The sequence below is a fragment of the Photorhabdus sp. RM96S genome (assembly GCF_042879335.1).
GTDB classification, from domain to species: domain Bacteria; phylum Pseudomonadota; class Gammaproteobacteria; order Enterobacterales; family Enterobacteriaceae; genus Photorhabdus; species Photorhabdus kayaii.
Map to the genome: position 1 here is coordinate 65,999 of NZ_JBHFKT010000024.1, position 14,913 is coordinate 80,911.

A 14,913-nucleotide genomic window follows, 5' to 3' on the forward strand; every position below is an offset into this window, starting at 1 on the left:
TTTTGATATCTGAACATATTAAAAGATTATATACTAATCGATTGAAAACCAATTATGATTATTTTTATGAAGAAATTCCGGATTCTCTCGATGAGATATTTAAAACTGCAAGAAATATAGTAGAGCATTATAAAGGTATAAATAAATATCGGATAAGCCCTGAAAGATATCGAGATATTGATATAAGTCAACCTAATATTATACTTGAGAGATTGTATCAAGCTGATGTTACGTCACTAATGAGTCCGATTTCTTTTGAAAATAAGCTGATCGGTCACTGCTTGACCATATCAATTGTTGCACTTGATATTATGCGGTATAAAAAAATTCCATCGAGAATGAGGTATGCATATTGCACTTACTTTATCGAAGATATATTTCCTGAACAAATATTGATTGAATATTGGTGCTTTGATAGAAAAGAGTGGATTTTGGGTGATCCGTCCATAAACCAAGCAATACTTGACTATAATGGTATTTCTGAACGCTTTAATTTTTTTGATGTCGATAAAACACACTCCCAACCTGTCTATTTGGTCTGGAATAGATTGAGAAAAGGAGAACTGGATTTTAATATGTACCGTGGCATTAATAACGTTGATGACCATAATGATGTATTAAAGGAAGTAGCTCGAATTCTTATTAATGATTTAGCAATGATTAATAACTTAGTATTATCTGTTTATGACTATGTTATATCCCCTTATGAATCCGGCAACTTGAGTGATAGCTTATACTGTTTTTTAGATGAAGTTTCGGAAAAAATGATGGATTCCCAGCATTGTCTTATTAGTTATGATGACTCTAATCCCATAATGTGTAAACCGCGAGCGGTTATTCGAAAAAGTATATTTCAGAAAAGTGAACAATGCTTCAACGTATAGTCTTTCTTGACCCTGCTGTGCTTTAATAGGGGAAGTAAGCCAGAATCCCAGATTTTTCCATCACCCTAACTTCAGATCTGCGATAAGCTCATCCAGATCAATGAGTTTATTGCTGCTTTGAAAAGTGTAATGGCCATTTCAGCAAAATGTGCCACCAAGCTACCGGTGATATCCGGATGAGCACTTCAAGCGCTTTGGTATTACCCTGTGCTTCAAACTTCTGCTGCAATCGTGACAGGATGGCCGAGTTGTAATAAATGATCGCATTGGCGATCAATCGGCCGCACTGGTTGCTGATTTCGATTTCAATGTCAGTTTTTCCGGTTAATTCCTTCTTTCCACCCACTCTGGCAACGGCTGATCGTAACTGGTGATAAGGCTCAACCCGATTCTGGGAACGGTGTACGTTTCGCTTATTATGTGAATCCAAGAGGTAAAATTTACTTTTCATTTAAATAACTCCTAACTAATCTAAACCCAACATCTGGCATCACGTATCCTGAACTATGGTTATCACAATTGGACAAGCTGTTTGAATGGGAAAGATAACTTCCACCACAAAAATAATACAATTTAACTTTACCAAGCTCATAACTATCATAGACCCATTCAGAAACATTTCCACTCATATCGTATAAACCTAAGTCGTTTGGAGATAATTTACCTACAACCTGTGTTCCAAAATTACTTGTATTAAACTCTGGATACCACGCCACCTTCTTAGAATCATTGCTCCCAGAGTGATAGTACTGTCATTCCGCAGCTATATCTGTAATATACTGATTTAAAATCGTTTGTATAAAATTTATGCATTTATTAATTCTTAATTAAAACAACAAATTATGAATGCGGTGCGGAATGTCGGATAGTATCCATATCTTCCTAATCGTAAGGCAGGTTTTCCCCCCCTTGCTCTGAGGGATCCCCACAAATCGGTGCTAATAAACCAGCACCATATTTCGGTAGATTCTTGTTAAGTGGTTAAGAGCATCATTCAGTGATATTTGCTTTAAAATCAGTGGGGAGTGTCGTAAGACGTTCTCCGCTAACGTCAGATATGAGATGACCCGCCGTGATTTGATACTGTTGGCCTGATATCTCAGATGTAATCCCTTATTCTCCACGTGATAACCAATCAGCCACAGGACGATTGTGCTCAGGGTTGCCAGTAAGCTCAGTACCCGCATTCTACCCGCAGAGCGACTGTGGCTGGCACGAAGACCAAATCCGAAACGCTCACTTTTTTCATCGCGGAAGTTTTGCTCTATCTGCATGCGACGACTGTCTAACTTGATGATCTCCCGTGGCTTTAAATCATCTATACTACTGAAAATAAGCCAGGCTTCTTTTGCTGACTGCCGATACTCGTTGTCTGTTTTAGTATACATTGGCCTGCCTTTTGAACGTTTACTTTTCCGCCCTTTAGGTAATTTCTTGTATGTATAAAAATGACCATTAATACGGTTTTTCTTTTCTTTGACCAGCGTTCCCGCCCCCATGTATTTCGGCGTTATTGTTCCGGGACAGTCAGAGAGTTTCAGCCATATTTCAGGACTATCTGCCAGGTGAAATTGAACGTTATTCCTGATCCGCCCAATAAAATCCCAGCCTAATGAGGCAATATGTCGAAACCATGGACTCTTAAATCCTGCGTCTGTGACGATGATGACTCTGGCATCGGAAGAGACGGCTTTAGCGAGGGAATCAAGAAACTGATTTTGTATTAAGGTGTTATTTTGTTTTTCCGAGGATACAACCCAACTCAATAACGGCATTGCCCGACCGTCGCAAAGAAGGCTGGCACGAAGCACATGATACTCCTGCGATGGATAACCGCTCCAGTCCACAGCAATAACACAAAGAGGCAACTGACGAGTTATCATGGCAGTAATATTATTAAAAATCGCAGGAATATCGTTGTGAAGAGCGGTGTTTCCTAACAGGCGATCAACCCTTTTTATCTTGTTTTTGACCTGAGCCTGTCCGGGCAAAAAACGTCCAATACTGGTTAGCGTAAGAGAAGCGCCATTAATCAAAGCCATAGTGGCATCGATTAATGCATTCTGGCGATATTTATGAAACGGTGCTAAGGCATCTTTGAAGAAGTTGTGACATACTTTACGTGCAGGCATAGCAGTGACCTTATTGACTTGGTGGAACAATCAGTAGATCACACAACGCTATGCCTGTCTATTTTCTGGGGATTCCTCAGCCCCCTTGCTGCAACATGCCATTCGTTTAAGGTAGGTAAACGATAGCCATTAGCCTTTGTATTTATAAAAACCTCTAAGCTTTTGTCTTTTTTTCTAATAATTTTATTTCCTTTTTGAAAATATACTGGAGTGAGTTTTAATTTCTCACTTAATGCATTTGAAAAAAGAACGGTATCTAGCCATTTAATATTCGTCACAGGGTGCCTGCCTTCATCCTGTTCAGGGGAAAGACAATCTTCATAATATGCCCCATTACATCCATCATCAAAATCATAACCATTTAAATAAGATTCTAAAATAGCACTACATCTTATACCACTCATAATTCCATATATAACAATGGGTTGAAGAAGGCCATGTGTAGCAGAATTATGAAACGCTATTTAATATAGCCCATTCATATACCTCTTTATATTCTGAATAAGTAACTTCATTCTTCATGATATAAAAAGAATTTAATTTAACATTAGAATGAGATTCATAATTTTGAGTACCAAATACACTACCAACGTAAAAATCACCACCTTCAACAAAGCTAAGTTAAAGGTGTCTGAAACCACTGCCGTAAAATCCCTTGTTGAGTTCTACTAAGCTAATATAACCCAAATTCTGTTTAAGCCGTCATTGAAAAATCTTCTTCTGAGTAGAAAACTTTCAGTGACGGCTTCTTCCATTTAAGACAGTAAGCAATCAGTCCACCTTAAACGATCTCGCTGACCGTCGTTCGGTAGGGAAAAATTCGGCTAGCGAGAGGGTTACCAGCCTATCCTGTCGACACAGCCCTGACATACGGCTGTGGATGTGAGCATTCCATCACTTTTCTTGTACAGACCAATATCTGATTCACAAAAATAAGTCATTAAAAATCAGTTAACTATAAAAAAATCATTTTTTTCTCATATTCACTGTAAGAAATTGATGTGCGGTGCGACTAATCGAGTGAAGCAAATGCTCGTTTCAGCGAAGCAGTAATTCACCTTCTACACCAATATAAAAGGAACGTTCTATGACTAAACAAACGACAAAAGCATTACTGGCCTTGGCTTTAGGCAGCGCACTGATTACGGTAGGCACTTCAGCAATGGCGGATTCCGGCAGCAAAATGGAGAAATGCTATGGCGTTTCTCTGAAAGGGAAAAACGACTGTAAAGCAGGTGCAGGCACCACCTGTGCTGGTACCTCAAAAAAGGATTATCAGGGTAATGCCTGGAAAATGGTACCGGCGGGTTCCTGCGTAAAAATGAAGTCTCCGACCTCCCCAACTGGTTTTGGTCAACTGGACGCATTTAAAGAAGCGTAATTCTGGCATCAGGCAGGAGCTCATACGATGACAATTTCTTTACCCTCACATAGCGTCTCTCGTGATGCTCCTGACTGTCTCATGCTAAATAGGCTTCCGACCAGAGCAGGGATCGGGTTAAAGCCGGAGCATTTTCGCGCTATCCTGCGCGATAAACCCGACATTGGTTTTTTTGAAATTCACGCGGAAAATTATTTGGTTGTGGGAGGTCCGTTTCATCAAGCACTAACCGCCATTCGCCAAGATTATCCGCTCTCTATTCATGGTGTGGGCATGTCCATCGGAGGAGAAAGTCCTCTGAATCAGACTTATTTACAACGTGTTGCTGCGCTGGTTGAACGCTACCAGCCAGCCGTTTTTTCTGAACACCTTGCCTGGTCGACGCACAACGATCTATTTCTCAATGATCTGCTACCGCTGCCTTATACCGACGTCACGCTGACGCGGGTCTGCGAACACATCGATCAGGTACAAAATGCGCTGCGTCGCCCCATTCTGCTGGAAAACCCATCTACTTACATCGAGTTCAGTGCCTCAACCATGAGCGAGACTGACTTTATCTCCGAGGTGATACGCCGCACCGGATGCGGACTACTGCTGGATGTGAACAATCTCTATATTAGTGGCGTCAACCATAATCGCTGTCCACAGCAGATGCTATTCGAACTGCCACTTCACCGTGTCGGTGAAATTCATCTGGCAGGCTATACGGAAAGCCGCGATGGGGCAAACGACCTGCTGTTGATTGATTCACACGACAGTCATGTGACCGAGCCTGTCTGGGATCTTTATAACGAGACCCTGAGTGAAACAGGGCCGATCGCCACCCTGATCGAATGGGACAGCAATATCCCACCATTAGACGTGTTACTAAACGAAGCCGGCCATGCCCAGCGTTACATTACGGAGAGCACGAAAAATGCAACAACAACTGTATCAAGCACTTCTTGACCCCGACCTCACAGTACCAGAGGGACTGACAGTCTGGAACGATAGCGATCCAGCGGTACGTTTTGCGGTTTATCGTAATAATGTCATGGCGTCTCTGATCGACGCACTGGCCGAAAACTGCCCTGTCCTTCTCGCCCAGCTCGGAGAGTGCTTTTTTCGTGCGATGGCGGCGGAGTTTATACGTCAACAACCGCCACCCTCTCCTGTTTTGGCAAACTATGGCGCACAATTGCCGGACTGGATTGCGACATTTCAGCCGTTGGCAGACTGGCCTTGGCTGAGCGATCTCACCCGGCTGGAAATGTTGTTTATCGAATCACTGCATGCAGCAGACCCTGCCGAACAGACGGCAGAAGCGGCCCCCGTTGACGATCCCGCACAGTTGCTGATGGTGCTCCATCCTTCGGTACGGCTCTTCAGTTCGGATTATGCCGTCTTCAGCCTATGGGCCTCACACCAACAAAGTGAAAACGAGATGCTGCTGAACCCATTCCAGCCGGAACATATGCTACTGTGCCGCGTTGACGACGACGTACGAATAATGTTGCTCAGCCGTGCGGAAATGCAGTTTATTACCATGCTCCAGTCCGGTCGATGTCTTACCGAAGCCTTAGAGATCGCCGCCGGAGAGGATGCAACTTTTGAACCTCAGTCGGTTTTACAACGCATGCAGCACTATGGACTGATCCTTTCTCTATACAGCAACACGGAGCGCTAAAATGGCATTACTCAAAATGTTAGCGTTAAAAGGACAACACATTGCGCAGGAAAGTGTTATTCCCCTTCTGGCGCGCATTAGCCTTGCCGCAACATTCTGGCTGTCAGGTCAAAGCAAAGTGGTGGGATTAAACATAGATATTCTGGAGACACGCACACCCTGGCAATTAGGGATTCCGCGCGTTACCGATAGCTCCGTGTCACTCTTTACCAGCGAGTACAAACTTCCTCTGCTGCCACCCGATGTTGCTGCCGTCATGGCCGCGACCGCAGAACACTTGTTTCCGCTGCTGCTGATTGTCGGATTAGCGACACGTTTCTCCGCGCTAGCATTAATGGTGATGACGCTGGTGATTCAGATATTTGTTTATCCGGATGCCTGGCCTGTTCACGCTACCTGGCTGACGGCTCAGTTGTATCTGGTGACTTATGGCGGTGGGAGGTTTTCGCTTGATCGCCTGATTTACCGCCATCGTACCTGATCCTCCCTACGTTACTTTATTTTGATTCTCATTTTCGCCACGAGCGAATGCGGAAGTGATAGTGCGCAGGTCGGCAAGCTGTTGTCTGAAGTTTCGGCACCCGTCGCATATTTTCAAATGCAGCATTAGCTGAACATGTTGAGAAAGCACGATTTTTTCATCTAGCGCCTGAGACATCAGGCGTGTAGCTTGGTAACAACTAAGCATATTAATCCTCCTGGGAAAACCAGCGTTGTGACAAACATTCTCGTAAACGCATACGCGCACGCCAGAGCATCACATTCAGGTTGCTGACAGAGAGCGCCATCTCCTGACAGATCTCCTGAGTCTCAAGACCAATAAATTCGCGCATCATAAACGCCCGTGCGTTTTGCGTTGGCAACTGTGTCAGACAAAGCTCGAAAACCGTCCAAAATTGCTCCTGCTCGGCTGCCTCATCCGGTAAATGCCAGCGCTGAGGATGCTCGTTTCGTGGCCAGTGACCAGACTCATCAAACAGCGCTTCGAAATTTTGCTCATCAACATCATCAGTCAGTTGCACGCTGCTGTGCCGATAACGCATACGCAAGGCGTCCGAGATTTTGTTGCGCAGGATCGTAAACACCCAGCTCTTCCAGGCAGCTCGTCCGGCAAAAGAAGCGGCATTCTTCATCGCCCCTTCCAGAGCCTCTTGGACAACATCTTCCGCCTGATGAAAATCATTCAACTGCAAGCTGGCAAACTGCAACATCTGTTTATGCAGCATGGAAAAAAACTGCGGATCCCGCAGCAGATTATTGATATCGGACATCTTAGTTTCTATCTCAACAGGATTATTCGGGATAACCGGGTATTACTGGCGGAATCGTTTAAATTCACTCACATGACTTAGGGACCGTTTGGGGAACGGGGACAATTCTAAATTAAATCTGTTTTTTGTACAGCAGGGGACGTGTCTTTTCCCCAGCGCCACCTATTTTTCGTTCAACTTCATAGCGTCATGGAGAAGTAAATCTGACCAGTTCTGCCGAGAGAGTGACCATGCAGATAATAGCTGCAATGGCAGAGTTTAAACAAGACTTACTAATAGAGCGCACTCATTCTGGTATTGCACGAGCTAAAGCAGTAGGAAAACACATGGGACGCCGTTCGGTACTTAATGAGGAACAACAACGAGTGGTGATTGAACATCTGAAAGTAGGAAGTAGGAAGTAATGTCAATGCTAATGTGCACGTTCACCACGTGCACATTTTATTATTTCCCGAACAACCTACGGTTAAAATCCTCAATCTTTCCAAACATCACCCGCTTTTGCATAGTCAGGCTCCAACTGGCAGATAACCCAGCGGCACTCATCAACCGACGATATTGCTCTTCATCAAATGGCATATTAAAAGCAATCGCTACCGCTTCTTTAACCAAAACATCACTATTACGGGAAACAAGAACAAAAGGCTCATCCGGGCTAACATTTCCCGCTGCAATAATTCGGTAAAGCCAACCACAGCGGCCACTCCCCTGCATAATGGCAGAAAAATTACTAATACCGGAATGAGAATTGAGTTTGTAACAAGGCGAACGAGGCTGAGTTACCTGAAGCATGGCCTCTCCCCAACTGAAAATATCACCGATACAAACATTTTCTTCAGTCAACCCCGTTGTGGAAATATTTTCGCCAAACGCGGGAGCAATAAAGAAATCTTCCTGATCAGGAAATTGATGTTTCCAGAAATCGTAGTGTTCACGGGGATAATGGCAAAGCGCACGATCAGGGCCACCATGGAAACGGGTTTCGGCCTGTTCATCACCTTCTAATCCTAGAGAAGTCAGACGCAGGCTACCATCAACCATCCGTTTGTTAATTGCGCTGGCAGAAAGTTTTCCTGATATTTCAATTTTACCCGTATATACCTGCGGACAATACATAATTCACTTTCCTTATTGAAATCAGTCTGACATCACCATCATAAACCAACATTCAACCAATAAAAATGCCGGCAGTCATATCAGCCGGCATAGCAGAAAAGACAAATTATTCAGAAAGTTATTTCACTTTTTCCTGATAACGTATCGCTGCTTCATCCCAGTTAACAACGCTCCAGAATGCTTTAATATAGTCAGGACGACGGTTTTGGTACTGTAAGTAATAAGCATGTTCCCAAACATCCAGACCAATAATCGGATAACCAGATGCACCAGAAATCGCTTCACCCATTAATGGGCTATCTTGGTTAGCAGTCGATACAACCGCCAGTTTGCCATCATCTTTCAGTACTAGCCACGCCCAACCAGAACCAAAGCGGGTAGCCGCTGCCTGCTCAAATTTCTCTTTAAAAGAATCTATACTACCGAAATCGCGTTCAATAGCTTCTTTTAATGGACCTTGCAGAGTTGTGCCTAATTTCAGACCTTTCCAAAACAAGCTATGGTTAGCGTGCCCACCAGCATTATTACGAACAAAAGTACGTTTATCAGCAGGTATCTTATCTAATTGCTGAATCAGATCATCAATATCCAGTCCTGCCAGCTCAGGGAAGGCTTCCAGGGCGCTATTGGTATTATTAACGTAAGTCTGATGATGCTTGGTATGGTGGATTTCCATCGTCTGCTTATCAAAATGAGGTTCCAGAGCTTCATAAGAATAAGGAAGAGAAGGTAATGAATAGCTCATATCATGTACTCCAGTCATATAAGAATGGTTCAAAGTCCACACCTTGTGAACAACGTGATCATTATAGTTAATTAAATATTATTGGAAATGCTTATCAACACCATATTCTCATTATGGTTTTATCATACAACTGTGTTTCAGTGACTTATCAGTCAATTTGTCTATATTAAACATTATTATTGGATTAGGATTTTGAATTACTATTTTTGATTAGCAATTAAACCTAAATAAACCCGCCACACTAAATGACAATCACGTGAAAAATATTCTTTTTATTGCGTGATCTTCCGCGCAAAAAAAAAACAAAAATTCTCTTTACACTTTAGTTAACTTTGATTTGACATAATATTAACATTCGTAAGGAGAATATTATATGACCAAAATAATGAAGCACCCTATTCCTATCGCCATTGCAGAACATGCCCTGATGAATGAGCAACAATATCAACAAGACTACCAATTATCGTTGCAAGATCCCGACAGGTTCTGGGGTGAAAAAGGAAAAATTGTTGACTGGATTAAGCCTTACACCAAGGTAAAGAATACCTCTTTTGATCCTGGACATATCAATATCCGCTGGTTTGAAGATGGAACACTAAACTTAAGCGCAAATTGTCTCGATCGTCATCTAAAAGAACGTGGTGAGCAAACCGCTATTATCTGGGAAGGTGATGATCCAACAGAATCCAAAGCAATAACCTATCGTGAACTACACCATGATGTATGTCAGTTTTCCAATGTATTGAAAAATATGGGTATTAAAAAAGGCGATGTTGTTGCTATTTACATGCCGATGGTGCCAGAAGCAGCGGTTGCCATGTTAGCATGTGCCCGCATTGGTGCTATTCACTCTGTTATTTTCGCAGGTTTTTCTCCTGATGCTGTATCCGGGCGTATCATCGATTCAAACACCAAATTGGTCATTACCGCCGATGAAGGATTGAGAGCAGGACGTACAATCCCCCTGAAAAAGAATGTTGATGACGCATTAAATAATGCAGCCGTTGTCAATGTATCCAATGTGATCGTTTTTAAACGTACTGGAAATATTGGTCACTGGCAATCTGGCCGCGACCTTTGGTGGCATGAATTGGTAGCAGACGCGAGTGCTGACTGTCCAGTTGAAGAGATAAATGCAGAAGACCCACTGTTTATTCTCTATACCTCAGGCTCTACCGGTAAACCCAAAGGGGTACTGCACACCACTGGAGGTTACCTTGTATATGCATCTCTAACATTTAAATATGTATTCGATTATCAGCCGGGGGAAGTTTATTGGTGCACAGCCGATGTGGGATGGGTTACCGGACATAGCTACCTGCTCTACGGCCCCCTTTCCTGTGGCGCTATTACCCTAATGTTTGAAGGTGTACCAAACTATCCTGCGGTTAACCGTCTAAGTCAGGTTATTGATAAACATCAGGTAAATATCCTGTATACAGCACCCACAGCGATTCGTGCCCTGATGGCAGAAGGTGACAAAGCTATTGAAGGAACGAAACGTACTTCTCTGCGTATTATGGGATCAGTTGGCGAACCGATTAACCCGGAAGCTTGGGAATGGTATTACCAGAAAATTGGTAACAGCAAATGCCCGATTGTTGATACTTGGTGGCAAACAGAAACTGGTGGCTTCATGATCACACCACTGCCAGGCGCAACCGAACTAAAAGCAGGTTCCGCAACGCTACCTTTCTTCGGTGTTCAGCCCGCATTGGTTGATAATCTTGGTGAACTACTAGAAGGTGTTTGTGAAGGAAACCTGGTTATTACCGATTCCTGGCCAGGACAAGCACGCTCACTATTTGGCGATCATGACCGTTTCGAACAAACCTATTTCTCTATCTTTAAGGGAATGTATTTTAGTGGTGATGGCGCACGCCGTGATGAAGATGGCTACTATTGGATAACTGGCCGTGTTGATGATGTGCTGAATATTTCCGGCCACCGTCTAGGTACTGCTGAAATTGAATCTGCTTTGGTCTCTCATCCTAAAATTGCAGAAGCTGCTGTCGTAGGTACCCCACATAATATTAAAGGGCAGGCAATTTATGCCTATGTCACCTTAAATCACGGTGAAGAACCCTCTCCAGAACTCTATACAGAAGTCCGTAATTGGGTACGTAAAGAAATCGGTCCGATTGCTACACCAGATATCCTACACTGGACAGACTCCTTACCAAAAACCCGTTCAGGAAAAATTATGCGTCGTATCCTGCGCAAAATAGCCTCCGGCGATACCAACAATCTAGGAGACATTTCAACACTAGCAGATCCAGGAGTAGTAGAAAAATTGTTAGAAGAAAAACAAACAATGAGTATTTCGTGACAGATCATGCCGCCTTATGGCGGCTGTAATCAAAATATAATAAATATAAGAGGATATACTCCGATGAATGACGACATTTACCAAGGGATCGAGAATAACCCGCGTTTCAAAGAATTGGTTGAAAAGCGGGGACGTTTTGCATGGTTGCTATCAATAATCACATTAATTCTGTATGTCGGTTTTATTTTTCTCATTGCATTTGCCCCAGAATGGTTAGGTACTCCCCTTTATAATGATTCCAGTATTACCCGTGGAATACCGGTTGGTATTGGTTTAATTGTTATTTCATTCATCTTAACCGGCTTATATGTAATCAGAGCCAATAGCGAGTTTGATCACCTTACCTCACAAATTCTCTGTGAGGTAAAGAAATGAAAAAGTTCCTGTTATTAGCAATAGTGCTATTTCCTCATCTCACCTGGGCTAACGCAATCTCTGAAACTGGAGAAAGGCAACCTATCAACATTCAGGCCATTATCATGTTTGTCCTGTTTGTTGGTTTTACACTCTATATCACTTACTGGGCCTCAAAAAAAACACGCTCCCGTACTGATTACTACACGGCGGGGGGACGTATTACTGGTTTCCAAAATGGAATGGCAATTGCGGGAGATTTTATGTCCGCAGCATCATTCCTCGGCATTTCCGCTTTAGTCTATACGTCTGGTTATGATGGACTAATTTATTCTATCGGCTTCTTGATTGGCTGGCCTATTATCCTATTTCTGATTGCCGAAAGATTAAGAAACCTTGGACGCTATACTTTTGCCGATGTCGCTTCTTACCGGTTACAGCAACGCCCAATCCGTACGTTATCTGCAATTGGCTCGCTGTTTGTTGTCGCCCTTTATCTTATTGCTCAGATGGTTGGCGCAGGCAAACTTATCGAATTGCTTTTTGGGCTCAATTACCATGTAGCGGTCGTATTGGTTGGTATCCTGATGGTACTTTATGTTTTGTTTGGCGGTATGCTAGCAACGACCTGGGTACAAATTATCAAAGCTATCCTATTACTAGCTGGTGCCACCTTTATGGCCCTTATGGTCATGAAAATAGTAAACTTCAATTTCAATACGTTGTTCAAAGAAGCCATTGCTGTCCACTCAAGAGGTGAAGCCATCATGAGTCCAGGAGGGTTGGTATCTGACCCAATATCCGCACTTTCTCTTGGTTTGGCATTGATGTTTGGTACCGCTGGTTTACCTCATATTATCATGCGTTTCTTTACTGTAAGTGATGCAAAAGAGGCCCGAAAGAGCGTTTTCTACGCTACTGGCTTTATTGGTTATTTTTACATTCTGACTTTTATCATCGGCTTCGGTGCTATTTTACTGGTTAGTCCAAACCCTTCCTTTAAAGATGCTACCGGCACACTCATCGGTGGTACTAACATGGCAGCCGTTCACCTCGCTAGTGCAGTTGGAGGCAACTTGTTTCTGGGTTTTATCTCTGCTGTCGCCTTTGCCACAATTCTAGCCGTTGTTGCGGGGCTAACGCTGGCTGGTGCATCAGCAGTATCACATGACCTATATGCAAACGCCATTAAACGCGGTAAAGCCAATGAACGAGATGAACTGAGAGTATCAAAAATAACAGTTGTGATACTTGGGTTTATCACAATCGGATTAGGTATTCTATTTGAGAACCAGAACATAGCTTTCATGGTTGGATTAGCATTTTCTATTGCTGCAAGCTGTAACTTCCCAACCATTCTTTTGTCTATGTACTGGCGTAAACTCACTACCCGTGGTGCGTTAACCGGAGGTTGGCTAGGATTAATTACAGCAGTAGTTTTAATGATTCTCGGTCCAACAATTTGGGTCAGCATTCTCGGTCATGAGAAACCAATCTATCCTTATGAATATCCCGCATTATTCTCAATGATTATCGCTTTTATTGGTTCATGGCTATTTTCTATCACCGATAATTCACAACAAGGTATGCAGGAAAGAGAACAATTTAGAATCCAGTTTATTCGATCACAAACAGGACTTGATATCGCACAAGGAAAAACACACTAATTACGTTTTTATGTCCAGCCTCTCCTTCGGGAGAGGTATTTTCATTAGAAGCCGCCTGAATTCAGAGCTATTTCACAAGTTAACCTCTTATTTTAATCCTAGGTTAATGATTAACTCTTTCATTTCAATTTATTAATTAAATTATTAATCTGTATGAGAAATAAATGGCCGATTACTCAAATAGAAAGGTAAGAAATTTATTATTATGCATATCTATGGCAATCATGAGCCATCCTGTAACTGTCATTCCGCAGCTATATCTGTAATATACTGATTTCAAATTGTTTGTATAAAATTCATTCACTTGTTAATTCTTAATTAAAACAGCAAATTACGAATGCGGTGCGGAATGTCGGCTGTAACCAATTTCCCGAAAATAAACTGATGTCTTTCTCATCGAACGAAGATGATAATTGCTATGACAGCTCAATAGTTTATACAGATCAGCTAATAGAGAAAATTATTAATAAAATCAAAGATTATAAAGCATTTATTCTCTATTTTTCAGATCATGGATTACAACGTTTAGATAAAAACAGTGACATCCGTTATAACCACGGAGTTAGTCATCCTCGAAAAAAGGCTTATAATATCCCCTTATTTATCTGGTATAATAAACACCCCTTTCTCAACTTCAGATAATTATTACCTTATCAGCGATTGGCTAGGTATTTATCATAAATCTCCAGAAAACTGCCGTTCACCATTAAGCAATTGTTTCAAATCACAGAAAGAGCTAACGGTGATCGATGATAATAAAAACTTAATATACCAGTTATCTTTCAAGTTGCCTCTTTGTTGGCGGCACGCACTCATCCCGGTCACATCGTTCGCTATGCCCCCGAGGATTCGCTCCCTTACCGTCGCGATGCATCTTGAAATCCATAGGATATCCCTTAAAAACGCAAAAACCCTCAGCGCTCGCTGAGGGTTTCTACGGTATTTAAAGCCTGGCAGTTCCCTACTCTCACATGGGGAGACCCCACACTACCATCGGCGCTACGGCGTTTCACTGCTGAGTTCGGCATGGGGTCAGGTGGGACCGCCGCGCTATCGCCGCCAGGCATATTCGGTTTATTCCAGGCGGCGCGTCTCTTCTTCCGCAACCACCCGCTTCAATCTGTTCAACAAGCTGAAAATCGTCTCTCTACTCTCTTCTGACACCCGGCTTCTGCCCGCTGTCTTCTGAGCGCCAAAACACCTTCGGTGTTGTAAGGTTAAGCCTCTCGGTTCATTAGTACTGGTCAGCTCAATGCATCGCTGCGCTTACACACCCAGCCTATCCACGTCTTCGTCTTAAACGTTCCTTCCGTGACCTCAAGTCAAGGGAAGACTCATCTCAAGGCAAGTTTCCCGCTTAGATGC

General features: G+C 42.8%; 16 protein-coding genes, 2 rRNA genes and 4 pseudogenes. 10 read left to right on the forward strand and 12 right to left on the reverse strand.

The window, feature by feature from the left end:
- Positions 1–2: 2 nt before the first annotated feature.
- Positions 3–884, forward strand: coding sequence for a hypothetical protein (locus ACGF49_RS15425; protein WP_113042738.1), 882 nt, complete (start codon positions 3–5; stop codon positions 882–884).
- Positions 885–944: 60 nt separating this feature from the next.
- On the opposite strand, the pseudogene ACGF49_RS15430 reads toward ACGF49_RS15425, so the two are convergent.
- The 5 genes and pseudogenes from ACGF49_RS15430 to ACGF49_RS15450 form a co-directional block, all read right to left on the reverse strand.
- Positions 945–1,320, reverse strand: a pseudogene (locus ACGF49_RS15430) (Tn3 family transposase); the annotation flags it as partial.
- Positions 1,321–1,324: 4 nt separating this feature from the next.
- Positions 1,325–1,633: pseudogene (locus ACGF49_RS15435) on the reverse strand (formylglycine-generating enzyme family protein); the annotation flags it as partial.
- 189 nt (positions 1,634–1,822) lie between these two features.
- On the reverse strand, positions 1,823–3,016 hold the full coding sequence (locus ACGF49_RS15440; protein ID WP_113042736.1) for an IS4 family transposase: 1,194 nt from the start codon (positions 3,014–3,016) through the stop codon (positions 1,823–1,825).
- A 38-nt stretch (positions 3,017–3,054) separates the two neighbouring features.
- The gene (locus ACGF49_RS15445) at positions 3,055–3,420 is read right to left on the reverse strand and encodes a formylglycine-generating enzyme family protein (protein WP_262405152.1); all 366 of its coding nucleotides are present in this window, start codon (positions 3,418–3,420) and stop codon (positions 3,055–3,057) included.
- Between the two features lie 61 nt (positions 3,421–3,481).
- A pseudogene (locus ACGF49_RS15450) lies at positions 3,482–3,637 on the reverse strand (SUMF1/EgtB/PvdO family nonheme iron enzyme); the annotation flags it as partial.
- A gap of 466 nt (positions 3,638–4,103) precedes the next feature.
- On the opposite strand from ACGF49_RS15450, the gene ACGF49_RS15455 reads away from it, so the two are divergent.
- Genes ACGF49_RS15455 through ACGF49_RS15470 form a run of 4 tightly spaced genes read left to right on the forward strand, consistent with a single transcriptional unit; the run spans position 4,104 to position 6,547 of the window.
- The gene (locus ACGF49_RS15455) at positions 4,104–4,397 is read left to right on the forward strand and encodes a DUF2282 domain-containing protein (RefSeq protein ID WP_113042734.1); all 294 of its coding nucleotides are present in this window, start codon (positions 4,104–4,106) and stop codon (positions 4,395–4,397) included.
- 27 nt (positions 4,398–4,424) lie between these two features.
- Positions 4,425–5,348 carry a DUF692 domain-containing protein gene (locus ACGF49_RS15460; protein WP_113042733.1) on the forward strand — a complete coding sequence of 308 codons (924 nt, stop codon included), beginning with the start codon at positions 4,425–4,427 and terminating at the stop codon, positions 5,346–5,348.
- A complete protein-coding gene (locus ACGF49_RS15465) occupies positions 5,317–6,066 on the forward strand; it encodes a DUF2063 domain-containing protein (protein WP_113042731.1) in 750 nt (249 codons plus the stop codon). Before ACGF49_RS15460 ends, ACGF49_RS15465 begins: the two co-directional genes overlap by 32 nt.
- 1 nt (position 6,067) lies before the next feature.
- Complete coding sequence (locus ACGF49_RS15470; RefSeq protein ID WP_112878431.1) at positions 6,068–6,547, forward strand: DoxX family protein; 480 nt, start codon at positions 6,068–6,070, stop codon at positions 6,545–6,547.
- A 6-nt stretch (positions 6,548–6,553) separates the two neighbouring features.
- On the opposite strand, the gene ACGF49_RS15475 is transcribed toward ACGF49_RS15470, so the two are convergent.
- Both ACGF49_RS15475 and ACGF49_RS15480 read right to left on the reverse strand, forming a co-directional pair.
- The gene (locus ACGF49_RS15475) at positions 6,554–6,754 is read right to left on the reverse strand and encodes a hypothetical protein (protein WP_112878422.1); all 201 of its coding nucleotides are present in this window, start codon (positions 6,752–6,754) and stop codon (positions 6,554–6,556) included.
- 1 nt (position 6,755) lies between these two features.
- Positions 6,756–7,337 (reverse strand): RNA polymerase factor sigma-70, encoded by a 582-nt coding sequence (locus ACGF49_RS15480; RefSeq protein ID WP_113042729.1) that lies wholly within the window; start codon positions 7,335–7,337, stop codon positions 6,756–6,758.
- Positions 7,338–7,528: 191 nt separating this feature from the next.
- Here ACGF49_RS15480 and ACGF49_RS15485 point away from each other — a divergent pair.
- Positions 7,529–7,729 (forward strand): annotated as a pseudogene (locus tag ACGF49_RS15485) (recombinase family protein); the annotation flags it as partial.
- Positions 7,730–7,781: 52 nt separating this feature from the next.
- Here ACGF49_RS15485 and yiiM read toward each other — a convergent pair.
- Positions 7,782–8,453 (reverse strand): 6-hydroxyaminopurine reductase, encoded by a 672-nt coding sequence (yiiM, locus tag ACGF49_RS15490; protein WP_112878425.1) that lies wholly within the window; start codon positions 8,451–8,453, stop codon positions 7,782–7,784.
- A gap of 118 nt (positions 8,454–8,571) precedes the next feature.
- Entirely contained in the window at positions 8,572–9,198 is a 627-nt protein-coding gene (gene sodA / locus ACGF49_RS15495; RefSeq protein ID WP_112878426.1) for a superoxide dismutase [Mn], read from the reverse strand.
- Positions 9,199–9,571: 373 nt separating this feature from the next.
- Between sodA and acs the strand changes: the two genes are divergently transcribed.
- From acs to ACGF49_RS15515, 4 genes are all read left to right on the forward strand, one after another.
- Positions 9,572–11,527 (forward strand): acetate--CoA ligase, encoded by a 1,956-nt coding sequence (gene acs, locus ACGF49_RS15500; RefSeq protein ID WP_113042726.1) that lies wholly within the window; start codon positions 9,572–9,574, stop codon positions 11,525–11,527.
- Positions 11,528–11,590: 63 nt separating this feature from the next.
- Positions 11,591–11,902 carry a DUF485 domain-containing protein gene (locus ACGF49_RS15505; RefSeq protein WP_112878428.1) on the forward strand — a complete coding sequence of 104 codons (312 nt, stop codon included), beginning with the start codon at positions 11,591–11,593 and terminating at the stop codon, positions 11,900–11,902.
- Positions 11,899–13,548, forward strand: coding sequence for a cation/acetate symporter ActP (gene actP, locus ACGF49_RS15510; RefSeq protein WP_113042724.1), 1,650 nt, complete (start codon positions 11,899–11,901; stop codon positions 13,546–13,548). The genes ACGF49_RS15505 and actP overlap by 4 nt, the downstream gene beginning before the upstream one ends.
- Before the next feature lie 384 nt (positions 13,549–13,932).
- Entirely contained in the window at positions 13,933–14,190 is a 258-nt protein-coding gene (locus ACGF49_RS15515) for a sulfatase-like hydrolase/transferase (protein ID WP_387491740.1), read from the forward strand.
- Between the two features lie 33 nt (positions 14,191–14,223).
- Here the strand turns inward: ACGF49_RS15515 and ACGF49_RS15520 are convergent, their stop codons facing one another.
- From ACGF49_RS15520 to ACGF49_RS15530, 3 genes are all read right to left on the reverse strand, one after another.
- Positions 14,224–14,373: a hypothetical protein gene (locus ACGF49_RS15520; RefSeq protein WP_387491744.1), complete on the reverse strand. Its 150-nt coding sequence runs from the start codon at positions 14,371–14,373 to the stop codon at positions 14,224–14,226.
- 123 nt (positions 14,374–14,496) lie between these two features.
- Positions 14,497–14,612, reverse strand: a 5S ribosomal RNA gene (rrf, locus tag ACGF49_RS15525).
- Between the two features lie 149 nt (positions 14,613–14,761).
- Positions 14,762–14,913, reverse strand: a 23S ribosomal RNA gene (locus tag ACGF49_RS15530); the annotation flags it as partial.

Bases quoted from the DNA above. Each gene is read 5' to 3' on its own strand.
- ACGF49_RS15440 (WP_113042736.1), bottom strand. From the start codon at position 3,016: ATGCCTGCACGTAAAGTATGTCACAACTTCTTCAAAGATGCCTTAGCA.
- ACGF49_RS15445 (WP_262405152.1), bottom strand. From the start codon at position 3,420: ATGAGTGGTATAAGATGTAGTGCTATTTTAGAATCTTATTTAAATGGT.
- ACGF49_RS15455 (WP_113042734.1), top strand. From the start codon at position 4,104: ATGACTAAACAAACGACAAAAGCATTACTGGCCTTGGCTTTAGGCAGC.
- ACGF49_RS15460 (WP_113042733.1), top strand. From the start codon at position 4,425: ATGACAATTTCTTTACCCTCACATAGCGTCTCTCGTGATGCTCCTGAC.
- ACGF49_RS15465 (WP_113042731.1), top strand. From the start codon at position 5,317: ATGCAACAACAACTGTATCAAGCACTTCTTGACCCCGACCTCACAGTA.
- ACGF49_RS15470 (WP_112878431.1), top strand. From the start codon at position 6,068: ATGGCATTACTCAAAATGTTAGCGTTAAAAGGACAACACATTGCGCAG.
- ACGF49_RS15475 (WP_112878422.1), bottom strand. From the start codon at position 6,754: ATGCTTAGTTGTTACCAAGCTACACGCCTGATGTCTCAGGCGCTAGAT.
- ACGF49_RS15480 (WP_113042729.1), bottom strand. From the start codon at position 7,337: ATGTCCGATATCAATAATCTGCTGCGGGATCCGCAGTTTTTTTCCATG.
- yiiM (WP_112878425.1), bottom strand. From the start codon at position 8,453: ATGTATTGTCCGCAGGTATATACGGGTAAAATTGAAATATCAGGAAAA.
- sodA (WP_112878426.1), bottom strand. From the start codon at position 9,198: ATGAGCTATTCATTACCTTCTCTTCCTTATTCTTATGAAGCTCTGGAA.
- acs (WP_113042726.1), top strand. From the start codon at position 9,572: ATGACCAAAATAATGAAGCACCCTATTCCTATCGCCATTGCAGAACAT.
- ACGF49_RS15505 (WP_112878428.1), top strand. From the start codon at position 11,591: ATGAATGACGACATTTACCAAGGGATCGAGAATAACCCGCGTTTCAAA.
- actP (WP_113042724.1), top strand. From the start codon at position 11,899: ATGAAAAAGTTCCTGTTATTAGCAATAGTGCTATTTCCTCATCTCACC.
- ACGF49_RS15515 (WP_387491740.1), top strand. From the start codon at position 13,933: ATGTCTTTCTCATCGAACGAAGATGATAATTGCTATGACAGCTCAATA.